This is a genomic window from Burkholderia sp. SRS-25, assembly GCF_004343765.1.
GTDB lineage: Bacteria > Pseudomonadota > Gammaproteobacteria > Burkholderiales > Burkholderiaceae > Burkholderia > Burkholderia contaminans.
This window is the reverse complement of the sequence record NZ_PTXM01000006.1, coordinates 353,672-363,711: the sequence shown is the minus strand read 5'-3', so window position 1 is coordinate 363,711 and position 10,040 is coordinate 353,672. Positions and strand designations below refer to the sequence as shown.

The following is a 10,040-nucleotide window of genomic DNA, read 5'->3' as shown; positions in this document are numbered from 1 at the left end:
TCCGAGGATCAGCTCGCTTCCATCAAGCGCCCACACTTATCGGCTGTTAATTTTTAAAGAGCATTCTGCGAGGAACTTCGTGTTTCCCGGCAGCGCTGCGTTTTCAGCAGCAGAGAAGCGAGATTATGAACCGTGTTTCGCAGTTCGTCAACAACTTTTTACACTACATCGTTGCGACTGCGGGGCTCAACTTCCAGGCCGGCTGCGCGCTTCAGACTCCAGCACACCGCCAACCCTGCTTCCCTCTCCCGCGCCGTGTTTCCGTTAGCGCGAAAGAGGCGTGATTCTAAGCACCCGCTTCGATCTGCGCAAGGGGTTTGAAGCAATTCTTTTACAAAAGCTGCAATTTGGCCGGCCGGCCACGAGTCGGCACGAGACCGCTTATGGTGCAAAGAACGGACTAGAATGTGAGGTTCTTCGCCTCTTTCTATATACGTCTTTAATATGCGCCAGCGAATCGCCAAACGCCTCCCCCCCGATGCCGACAAACTGGTCGGTCTGTCGCTTGCGCTCTTCGCCTCGGGCAGCCGCATCGAGGACCGCTTCTGGGAAGCGAAGCTCGATGCGCTGCTCGCCAAGATTGTCCGCAACGGCAACCAGACCACGCTCGACGCAGCGCTCGACCATCTGCAGCAGAATCATCCCGACGCCTATGGCGCGCTCGCCGACATGGCCGAGACGCACAGCGAGTCGATGGTGATCGAGCACGACGGCCAACCGTTCGATGCGCTGCTGGTCGCCGTCCCGGTTCTCGCCTGGACGCGCTACATGATTCCATCGGGCCCGCTCAAGGGCGACGTTGCCGACGCGCTGCGAACGCACCTGCAGGCGCACGTCCTTGCGAACGGGACCCTCGTCGGGCTTGCCCCGTTCCTCTACAGCATCGACCAGCTACCGCGACACCACGTCGAGACCTACCGGCTCGCCCAGCAGCTCGCGCACGCGGCGATCAGCCAGCACACGCCCAAGCTCAGCTTCGGCGACCTGCCCGAGACCTCGCCGATCCTGGCCGATCCGCGCTTCCTGCTCGCCGTCGTTGCGGCCCCCGCCGGCGCACCGCTGTTCCGCTGGCAGGAAGAGGAAAACGGCAGCCGGATCGAACGCGGCCAGTGCCTCGAGCAATGGACGGCCCAGGGCGGCCCGAACCTGTCTATCGCGCTGCCCGGCTGCGAATTCGAATGCCTGCTTCCGGACGCGTACTATTCGGCTTGCCGGGATGCGGACGAACGCATCCGTCCACATACGGTCCGAACGGCCATTCGTTATCTATTCGACACACTTGGTGCAGCACCGCAAGAGCTGCGCGCGGTGGTCGCCGGCTTCGGCGAACGCCGTATCGACGAGTACCGTGTCGGCTTCACACGGCGTGCCAGCAACGACGTAATCTACGGCGTCGTGTGGCCGCTGTACGGTCGCGAAAACGGCGACCTGTCGATCGACGGTGCGACGCTCGAAGGCGAAGCGCCGATCGAAGGACCGGTCGAGGAAATCGTGAGTCTGCTGAAGGAATGCGGCGTAACCGACGTCCGGCGGCACGCGGGCCGCTTCGAACCCGAATATTGCGATGACTGCGGCGTGCCGCTCTACGCAGATCCGCTCGGCGAAATCGTCCACGCGGAAATGCCGGAAGACGCGTCACCCGCCCAGCCGCACTTCCACTGACCCGCAGCACAGCAGGCCCTGACAGCCTGCCCATCTGAAGCCGCTCACGGTTCCCGCCGGAGCGGCTTTTTACTTGTCCGCCCTCCCGCCGCCCGAAATTTCATACTTTTCCTAAGCCTTTCAGCCAAGCAGACATCGTGTAAGGTCTTTGTCATCATCAGACCCAAGACATGCCAGACGGCAGATATAAATGGCTCACATTAAGGAGGTTGAATATGCGGTTCCTGATACTCAATTCAGACGCCGAGCGGCGTGACGGACTGAAGGCCCTGTTGCGACAGATCGACCGTCACGCCGGCATCAACGATGCGCACGACAGTTTTCAGGCGCGCAGGCTGCTGCGTAACCAGCGTTTCGACCTCGTCGCGATCGACTGGCTCGACGTCGGCCGGCTCAGCGAGCTTCAGGCGATTTGCAGCGCGTGCTCGCCGACACCCGTCGCCGTCCTGGTCGACGAAACATCGCCCGAAGCCATCCAGCGCTTCTTCAACTACGGTGTCGCCGGCGTTATCCCGCATTCCACGCGGCCGCACCTGATCGTACGTGCGCTCGAGATCGTGCTGTTGGGCGGGCATTACATTCCGCCGATCGCGCTCCGCCTGCTGCCTTCTGCTGCTGCTGCGCGCTACGACGCCCATTTCCAGACGCTCGCCGGGTCGCTTCCCCGGCGGCGGCCGAGCGGCCTCCTGTCGCCGCGGCAAGCGCAGATCATGCGCTTCGTCCACATGGGCAGCACCAACAAGATGATCGCTCGCACACTTGGCATCAGCGAAGGCACCGTCAAAATCCACCTAGCCAGCATCTTCCAGCAGCTTGGCGCCGCCAACCGCGCCGCCGCGGTCGCGATCTACAACGGCTGGCTGTCACCCCACCTCGAAGTGCTGCTGGCGAACCGCAGCCGCGCGCGCAAGCCGCCCATCGGCGAGCAGGGCCCAGTTCCGCTGCGTATGCAACGGAGCGACCGCCCGTACCCGTTGCCGGCGCCGATCGATAGCGCGCAGGACCTGCCGATCGCCGCCGAGCCGCCAGCGCGGTTCCGGCGCGAACGCTAGTCAAACAGTCTCGATATTGCGACGGTCGGCGTGTGCGGATTCCCACCTTTGATGCTCAACGAGTAATATGGACGCATGGGTTTTCTTTTCACACCGCTTCCGCTCTGGGTGGGCATCGGTGGCTGGATCGCCGCCGTGGCCCTGCTCGCGCTCGCAATCTGGAATCGTCCCTTCGTGCGCCTGCAGGACGCCACGCTCCAGCACGTGTGGCTCGCGCTCGTCACCGCCATTGCGGTCCTCTGGGCCTCGAATGCGTGGCTCGAAGATGGCATCGTCATGCATCTGCTTGGCGCGACGCTGCTCGTCACGCTATTCGACTGGACACTCGCACTGATCGCGATGGGCGCCGTCACGGCGGTCGCCGCGATCATCTTCGATGCGCCCTGGCAGGGCATTGGCCTGACCTATCTGATCTACGGCGCGCTGCCGGTCGCCGTGTCGGCATTGCTGCAGCGCGCCGCACTCGCATGGTTGCCGCACAATCTCGCGTCGTTCATTACCGGCCAGGGATTCCTGTCGCCGGCCATCGCGATCATCGCGGTCGCCGCTGCCGCTGCCGGGGTTCAGCTCGCACTCGCGGATGGCGTTCCCGTCGTGATTCCCGCCGGCTATCTGCTGAACACCGCGCTGCTCGCACTCGGCGAAGCATGGTTCACCGGCATGGCGACCGCACTCATCGCCGTCTATCGTCCCGCATGGGTCACGACCTTCGACGTTCGGCGCTACCGTCTCGGCGGCCCACGCGCCTGAAATACCCTCCGGCGGCGGCGCCGTCATCACGTGCCGACAGTCTCTCGTTCAGTACGGCAGAATGCGACATCTACTGCCGCACAACTTTTTTACGCTAAGATTGAACTCCGGTTCTTCATTGGGCATCTATACGTGCCCGATGTCTCATTCGCTCCTCACCAATAACCAGATGGACAGCTCTCCTGCGTCGCTCCGGATTTTCCGGGCGCTCGGCAAGCTGGCAGCCTGTATTGCGGGCCTGTCGCTTGCGCTTCCGACACCGGCATTCGCCGATCTGCTCGACCAGCGCTCCGAACTGATCAACAAATTCGTCAACGAAATGCATGCCGATCCGCTCGCCGCCGATTGTGCAGCGCACGGCAGCTTCATCGCCAGCACGTCGTCAGCCTTCGACCGCGTTGACTTCGCACCGAACGCATTCGACAGCGGCAACGCGACCATCACGCCATGGAACGACTCGTTCGACCAGGGCAAGCAGCGCGTGAAGGTCGACAATATCGTCACTGTCGACGGCCTTGGCATCCACAGCGACGGCAGCGACCCGACACCGCTGAAATTCCGATGCGGCTATGTCGGTCAGCAGATGCTCGCGTTCAGCTGGAACGACCCGGTTCCGCCGCTTAAGCCGCGCGTCGAGCGCTCCTCGTCATCGACGAAGAAATTCAAGGGCAAGTCGCACCGAGGCAAGGGCAAGGCAAAGGCATCGGGCCGTACCGGCAGCAAGAAGGCCGTCTCAACGAAAAAGTCGAGCGGCCAGAAGAAGGTCGTGAAGAAGACCGCGAAGAAGTCCTGATCCGACGAAGCGACATCGACAGAAACAAAAAAAGCCGGGGCATCCTGAGATGCCCCGGCTTTTTTCATACGGCGACGCTCCGCTTACGCGAACGTATCGACGTGCACCAGGATCGCCGCCAGCATCGCCGCGCCAAGCGCCGCGCTTCGCTCGCCATTCCAGCCGACGCGTTCGTCGGGCAGGTTCGCGTTGTCCTTGAACGGCATCTCGAGCGTCAGCGACAAACAGCCGAACTGGTGGCCGATGTACTTCGACGCGAGCTTGAGCGCGTCCTCCTTGTACTTGCTTGCGGCATAGCCGTGCTCCGTCTGGAAGTCGGGGCTCGCGACCTTGAATGCTTCGATGAACGCGGTCTGCTCCTTGCCCTGCTGCTCGGTAAAGCTCGGCAGCATCTCGGAGCCGGCAACGAACACATAAGGCAGATCCTCGTCGCCGTGAATGTCGAAGAACATGTCGCAACCGATCGCATGGATTGCATCGCGCACGGCCAGCACCTCGGGGCTGCGCTCGGCATCGGGCGCCATCCACTCGCGGTTCAGGTTCGCGCCTGCCGCATTGGTGCGCAGGTTGCCATGCACGCTGCCGTCCGGGTTCATGTTCGGGACGATATAGAACGTCGCACGATCGTACAGCTTGCGCGCGACCGGATCGCCAGCCCAGTCGCCCCATCCGGCCAGCCGCTTGACGAGGCCCTCGACGAACCACTCGGCCATCGACTCGCCGGGATGCTGGCGTGCGATGATCCACACCTTCTTCTTCGGCGCGCCGTCGGTTTCCGGCGTACCGAGCGTCAGCAACGACATCGGGCGATCTTCAACCGTGCGGCCGAGTTCGACGACGCTCGCCTGCGGCAACTGCTGGACCGCGCCGAGAAACGCCGCGTGACGCTCTTCCGAGTACGGTTCGAAATACGCGTAGTAGATGCTGTCGAATTCCGGCGTATGGTCGATGGTCATCGTCTTGCCGTCGAACGTCGTCGGCACGCGGAACCAGTCGACCCGGTCATAGCTCGCCACCGCGCTGTAATTGCGCCAGCCCGACGGATACGCGCATTCGGCAGCATTCTCGAACGTCATCACGCAGCGCTCGCCGCGCGCGCCCGTCAAGCGGTAGTAAAACCATTGCGCGAATTCCGAGCGGGTGTCGCCGCGCACGCGCAGCCGAATCGCATCGGGGCTGTCGCACGACACGACGTCGATTGCGCCTGCGTCGAAATTGCTGGTGATCGAAAGGGCCATCTGTCTCTCCTTTGTCGACCGGCGTTAGCGCTTTAGCGCTTACGCCGATCCCATGTAAAGCTTGCGACCGGAACAGACGGTGTAGCGCTTGTCCGGCCTCATGCATGCACCGGCCGTCTCATGAACGGCCGACAGGGTCACTCGCCGACGCGCCGGCGAAATACGTACGTCGAATCGTTCGACGCGGTTGCGTCGAACGCATAGCCTTCCGTCGTGAAATCCTTCAGCGCCTTCGGGTCGGCAATACGGTTCTCGACGATAAAACGCGCCATCAGCCCGCGCGCACGCTTCGCATGGAAGCTGATGATCTTGTAGCGGCCGCCCTTCCAGTCCTCGAACACCGGCGTGATGACGGGCGCGGCCAGCAGTTTCGGCTTGACCGACTTGAAGTATTCGGTCGATGCGCAGTTGACCAGCACGCGCGCCGCGCCGCTGCGGGTTTCGAGCTGTTCGTTCAGTGCCCGCGTGATGCGATCGCCCCAGAACGCGTACAGATCCTTGCCGCGCGCGTTCGCGAAGCGCGTACCCATCTCGAGCCGGTACGGCTGCAGCAGGTCGAGCGGACGCAACAGCCCGTACAGGCCCGACAGCACGCGCACGTGCTGCTGCGCATAGTCGAGATCGGCGGACGACAGCGATTTGGCGTCGAATCCTTCATAGACGTCACCGTTGAACGCGAGCACCGCCTGTTTCGCGTTGGCCGGGGTAAAGGTTCGCGACCAGTCCGCGTAGCGCTGGAAATTCAGGCGTGCGAGCGGATCGGAGATATCCATCAGCGTCGCGATGTCCTGCGGCGACAGCTTGCGCAGGCCGTCGATCAGCTCGGACGCGTCGTCGACGAATGCAGGCTTCGTGTAAGACTGGACGTGCGCGGGCGTATCGTAGTCGAGGGATTTGGCTGGAGAGAGAACGATTATCATAGAGGCTCGCTGGCACGCCGTGCCTTGCGGTCAGACGAAAACCACCGATTGTAACGAATGACCCGCTCTCTCGCCCCGCACGCCGCGCACCGCGTCGTGCTCGACTCGAACGTCTGGATCGACATCCTCGTATTCGACGACCCCGCTACGCGCCCGATCCGGGCCGCGCTGGAAAGCGGCGCGCTGGCCGCCGTGATCGACCGCCGCTGCCTGACCGAGCTCGAATACGTGCTCGGCTATCCGCAGTTCCAGTCGCGCGCCATCGACAAGGCGGCCGCACTCGCGACCGTCGCCCGGCTAGCGAGTCTCGTCGAGCTGCTGCCCGTCGACGCCGATGCGCCGCCGCTGCCGAAGTGCAAGGACCGCGACGATCAGAAGTTTCTCGAACTCGCGCGCGCCGCGCAGGCCGAGTGGCTCGTGTCGAAAGACCGAGCGCTGCTGAAGCTCGCGAAGCGCACCGCACGCGACTTCGGCTTCCGGATCGCGCAGCCCGCGCCATTTACCGAAGCCTGCTCGCTCGACGCCGCGCCGGACACGACGACCACGCCGGCCTGACCTACGCCGCACCACCCGATTTCGACCGTATCGATGAACGCTCCTTCAGACATGCCAACGACTCCCGTTTTCCCCTCGCGCCTGCCGAACGTCGGCACGACGATCTTCACGGTCATGAGCGCGCTTGCCGCGGAAAAAGGCGCGGTGAACCTCGGCCAGGGCTTTCCGGATTTCGATTGCGATCCGCGCATCATCGATGCGGTTGCCGCCGCGATGCGCAACGGGCACAACCAGTATCCGCCGATGGCCGGAGTCGCGCCGCTGCGCGACGCGATCGCAGACAAGATCGCGCAGGTCTACGGTCGGCGTTACGATCCGGCGGCCGAAATCACCGTCACGGCCGGCGCGACGCAGGCGTTGCTGACCGCGATCATGTGCACGGTGCATCCGGGTGATGAAGTGATCGTCGTCGAACCGACCTACGACAGCTACCTGCCGTCGATCGAACTCGCGGGCGGCAAGCCCGTGTTCGTCACGCTGGAAGCGCCCGACTACGCGATCCCGTTCGACCGCCTGGCGGCCGCGATCACGCCGAAAACGCGCATGATCCTGATCAATACACCGCATAACCCGACGGGCACCGTGTGGCGCGAGTCGGACATGCGCAAGCTCGAGGAGATCGTGCGCGGCACCAACGTGCTGATCCTGTCCGACGAGGTCTACGAGCACATGGTCTATGACGGCGCGCGTCACGAGAGCGTCGCGCGCTATCCGGAACTCGCCGCGCGCAGCTTCATCGTGTCGAGCTTCGGCAAGACCTATCACGTGACGGGCTGGAAGGTCGGCTATGTCGCGGCGCCTGCCGCGTTGACCGCGGAATTCCGCAAGGTCCACCAGTTCAACGTGTTCACGGTGAACACGCCGATGCAGATCGGGCTCGCCGACTACCTGCGCGACCCGGCCCCGTACCTGACGCTTGCCGACTTCTACCAGAAGAAGCGCGACTTCTTCCGGGCCGGCCTCGCGCGCACGCGCTTCAAGCTGCTGCCCTGCACGGGCACGTACTTCCAGTGCGTCGATTATTCGGCGATCAGCGACCTGCCGGAAGCGGAATTCTCGAAGTGGCTCACGTCGGAGATCGGCGTGGCCGCGATTCCGGTGTCGGCGTTCTATCACGAGCCGCACGAATCGGGCGTCGTCCGATTCTGCTTCGCGAAGCAGGAAAACACGCTCGCGTCCGCGCTCGAACGGCTCGCACGCCTGTAAGACCCGCGTGGGCGGTCGCACACCGCCCTGCGGGAGTCGCGCTTACGAACGCGCGACGCTCGTCGCGTCGATATACGCCTTGCGCTCGGCCGCCACGCACTGTGCGGCAGCGCGCTCGCCCACCTTCTTCGCATGGGCCTTCCAGTCGATGCCTGCATCGAGCAGGAAATCGCGTCCGAATACGGCTTTCGTCGCCATGCCGATAACCGGCAGATGGACCCACGCGGCAATGTCCGCGAGGCCGAACGACTCGCCGAGCACATACGGCGAAAACCGCGTCATCTGCTTGAATGCATCGATCGCGCGCGGCAGGCGCTTCTCGACGTGCGCCTTCATCCCGTCGCTGACCTTGCCGCCGAAAAACGCTTCGGTGTAAACCTCGCGCGCCATCCATTCGAGATACAGTTCGAGCGTCTCGATGAGTTCGCGCACCTTCGCGGCCGCGAACGGGCTCGCCGGGAAAATGCCTTTTTCGGGATAGCGCGCCGCCAGGTACTCGATGATCACCTGGGACTCGAACAGCGCGCCTTCTTCGGTCTTCAGAAAGGGAATCTTGCCGAGTGGCGAATCGGCGAGCTGCGCCGGATCGCTGACCGGCAATCCACATACCGACTCCTCGAACGGAATGTCGTGCTCGAGCAGGACAAACTTCACCTTGTTGTAATAGTTGGACAACGGAATACCGCACAGCTGTAGCATCGGAGTCTCCTTCCTTGCTGAAGCGCGGCCGCATCGATGTCGGCCGCATCGGGATTCATCGCGCTGAAAAGCACGTTCGTGCTAGTCTAAAGCAAGTTTTGCGTCCGTCACGACAACATTACATCCGCTAAGGCATCGGCTGCATCAGCACGCGCAACGCGTGCGGCGCCGCGGCCCCGCCATCCGATGGAGACACGCTCGCATGAGTGCTGAACTGCTGGCCTCGCGTCCGCCCGAGAGCGAATCGACGCTCGTCCTCACGCTATCCAATCCCGGCGCACGCAACGCTCTGCATCCCGACATGTACGCGGCCGGCATCGAAGCGCTCGCCACCGCTGAACGGGATCCCGGGATTCGCGCGGTCGTGCTCACCGGCGCCGATCGCTTTTTCTGTGCGGGCGGCAATCTGAACCGGCTGCTCGACAACCGCTCGAAGGATCCGTCCTACCAGGCCGACAGCATCGATCAGCTCGCCGCATGGGTAACGGCGATCCACGCTTCGACGAAGCCGGTGATCGCAGCGGTGGAAGGCGCCGCGGCCGGCGCGGGCTTCTCGCTCGCGCTCGCGTGCGACCTGATCGTCGCCGCGCACGACGCGAAGTTCGTGATGTCGTACGCGCGTGTCGGCCTGACACCCGATGGAGGCGGTTCGTGGTTCATTGCCCGCGCGCTGCCGCGTGCGATCGCGGCCGAGATCCTGTTCGAAGGCAAGCCTGTCGCAGCCGAACGCCTGCACACGCTCGGCGTCGTCAACCGGCTCGCGGTGCCCGGCGCGGCACTGACCGATGCACTGGCATGGGCCGATGCGCTCGCCGGCATCTCGCCGAATGCACTCACGCGCATCAAGTCGCTGCTCGACGACGCGACGACGCAACCACTCGATGCGCATCTCGCCACCGAGCGCGATCATTTCGTCGCGTCGCTCCATCATGCGGACGGGCTCGAAGGCATCACCGCATTTCTCGAGAAACGTCCGCCCCGCTACAAGCGCTGAGCGGTCGCGCCCACGTTCGAATCGACATGTCGCCGTGCCGCATCGACCCGCACGGCGACGCCTCCGTCTCGACGACTCGGGACGATACGCAATCGCCTCCGGCGCCAAGTAGCGCACCGTGCACGCATACGCATCGGCACGCACGTTCCCGTCGCCAGCAGCCCACATCGA

General features: G+C 63.7%; 10 protein-coding genes. 7 read left to right on the top strand and 3 right to left on the bottom strand.

Features of this window, described 5'->3' with window-relative positions; genetic code table 11:
• Positions 1-444: 444 nt before the first annotated feature.
• The 4 genes from C5O79_RS10255 to C5O79_RS10240 all read left to right on the top strand — a co-directional run bounded on the left by C5O79_RS10255 (position 445) and on the right by C5O79_RS10240 (position 4,257).
• Positions 445-1,662, top strand: a complete 1,218-nt coding sequence (locus tag C5O79_RS10255) for a DUF2863 family protein (protein WP_122474200.1) — start codon at positions 445-447, stop codon at positions 1,660-1,662.
• A gap of 215 nt (positions 1,663-1,877) precedes the next feature.
• Entirely contained in the window at positions 1,878-2,714 is an 837-nt protein-coding gene (locus tag C5O79_RS10250) for a response regulator transcription factor (protein ID WP_046544761.1), read from the top strand.
• Positions 2,715-2,789: 75 nt separating this feature from the next.
• Positions 2,790-3,464: an energy-coupling factor ABC transporter permease gene (locus C5O79_RS10245; protein WP_011352675.1), complete on the top strand. Its 675-nt coding sequence runs from the start codon at positions 2,790-2,792 to the stop codon at positions 3,462-3,464.
• Between the two features lie 139 nt (positions 3,465-3,603).
• The gene (locus tag C5O79_RS10240) at positions 3,604-4,257 is read left to right on the top strand and encodes a hypothetical protein (protein WP_046546272.1); all 654 of its coding nucleotides are present in this window, start codon (positions 3,604-3,606) and stop codon (positions 4,255-4,257) included.
• Between the two features lie 83 nt (positions 4,258-4,340).
• Here C5O79_RS10240 and C5O79_RS10235 read toward each other — a convergent pair whose 3' ends face one another.
• Together C5O79_RS10235 and yaaA are read right to left on the bottom strand one after the other, a co-directional pair.
• The gene (locus tag C5O79_RS10235; RefSeq protein WP_046544760.1) at positions 4,341-5,495 is read right to left on the bottom strand and encodes a M14-type cytosolic carboxypeptidase; all 1,155 of its coding nucleotides are present in this window, start codon (positions 5,493-5,495) and stop codon (positions 4,341-4,343) included.
• 137 nt (positions 5,496-5,632) lie between these two features.
• Positions 5,633-6,415 (bottom strand): peroxide stress protein YaaA, encoded by a 783-nt coding sequence (yaaA, locus tag C5O79_RS10230; RefSeq protein WP_039370644.1) that lies wholly within the window; start codon positions 6,413-6,415, stop codon positions 5,633-5,635.
• Between the two features lie 57 nt (positions 6,416-6,472).
• Between yaaA and C5O79_RS10225 the strand changes: the two genes are divergently transcribed.
• Both C5O79_RS10225 and C5O79_RS10220 read left to right on the top strand, forming a co-directional pair.
• Positions 6,473-6,970 carry a putative toxin-antitoxin system toxin component, PIN family gene (locus C5O79_RS10225; protein ID WP_131931352.1) on the top strand — a complete coding sequence of 166 codons (498 nt, stop codon included), beginning with the start codon at positions 6,473-6,475 and terminating at the stop codon, positions 6,968-6,970.
• 33 nt (positions 6,971-7,003) lie between these two features.
• Positions 7,004-8,176: a pyridoxal phosphate-dependent aminotransferase gene (locus C5O79_RS10220; protein WP_122474201.1), complete on the top strand. Its 1,173-nt coding sequence runs from the start codon at positions 7,004-7,006 to the stop codon at positions 8,174-8,176.
• Between the two features lie 42 nt (positions 8,177-8,218).
• Here C5O79_RS10220 and C5O79_RS10215 read toward each other — a convergent pair whose 3' ends face one another.
• Entirely contained in the window at positions 8,219-8,875 is a 657-nt protein-coding gene (locus tag C5O79_RS10215; protein ID WP_046544757.1) for a glutathione S-transferase, read from the bottom strand.
• A 202-nt stretch (positions 8,876-9,077) separates the two neighbouring features.
• Between C5O79_RS10215 and C5O79_RS10210 the strand changes: the two genes are divergently transcribed.
• Positions 9,078-9,869 (top strand): enoyl-CoA hydratase, encoded by a 792-nt coding sequence (locus C5O79_RS10210; protein WP_069248459.1) that lies wholly within the window; start codon positions 9,078-9,080, stop codon positions 9,867-9,869.
• Positions 9,870-10,040 lie beyond the last annotated feature (171 nt).

What these genes read in the sequence shown, in the direction of transcription:
- C5O79_RS10255 (WP_122474200.1), top strand. Translation starts at nt 445, where the DNA reads ATGCGCCAGCGAATCGCCAAACGCCTCCCCCCCGATGCCGACAAACTG.
- C5O79_RS10250 (WP_046544761.1), top strand. Translation starts at nt 1,878, where the DNA reads ATGCGGTTCCTGATACTCAATTCAGACGCCGAGCGGCGTGACGGACTG.
- C5O79_RS10245 (WP_011352675.1), top strand. Translation starts at nt 2,790, where the DNA reads ATGGGTTTTCTTTTCACACCGCTTCCGCTCTGGGTGGGCATCGGTGGC.
- C5O79_RS10240 (WP_046546272.1), top strand. Translation starts at nt 3,604, where the DNA reads ATGTCTCATTCGCTCCTCACCAATAACCAGATGGACAGCTCTCCTGCG.
- C5O79_RS10235 (WP_046544760.1), bottom strand. Translation starts at nt 5,495, where the DNA reads ATGGCCCTTTCGATCACCAGCAATTTCGACGCAGGCGCAATCGACGTC.
- yaaA (WP_039370644.1), bottom strand. Translation starts at nt 6,415, where the DNA reads ATGATAATCGTTCTCTCTCCAGCCAAATCCCTCGACTACGATACGCCC.
- C5O79_RS10225 (WP_131931352.1), top strand. Translation starts at nt 6,473, where the DNA reads ATGACCCGCTCTCTCGCCCCGCACGCCGCGCACCGCGTCGTGCTCGAC.
- C5O79_RS10220 (WP_122474201.1), top strand. Translation starts at nt 7,004, where the DNA reads ATGAACGCTCCTTCAGACATGCCAACGACTCCCGTTTTCCCCTCGCGC.
- C5O79_RS10215 (WP_046544757.1), bottom strand. Translation starts at nt 8,875, where the DNA reads ATGCTACAGCTGTGCGGTATTCCGTTGTCCAACTATTACAACAAGGTG.
- C5O79_RS10210 (WP_069248459.1), top strand. Translation starts at nt 9,078, where the DNA reads ATGAGTGCTGAACTGCTGGCCTCGCGTCCGCCCGAGAGCGAATCGACG.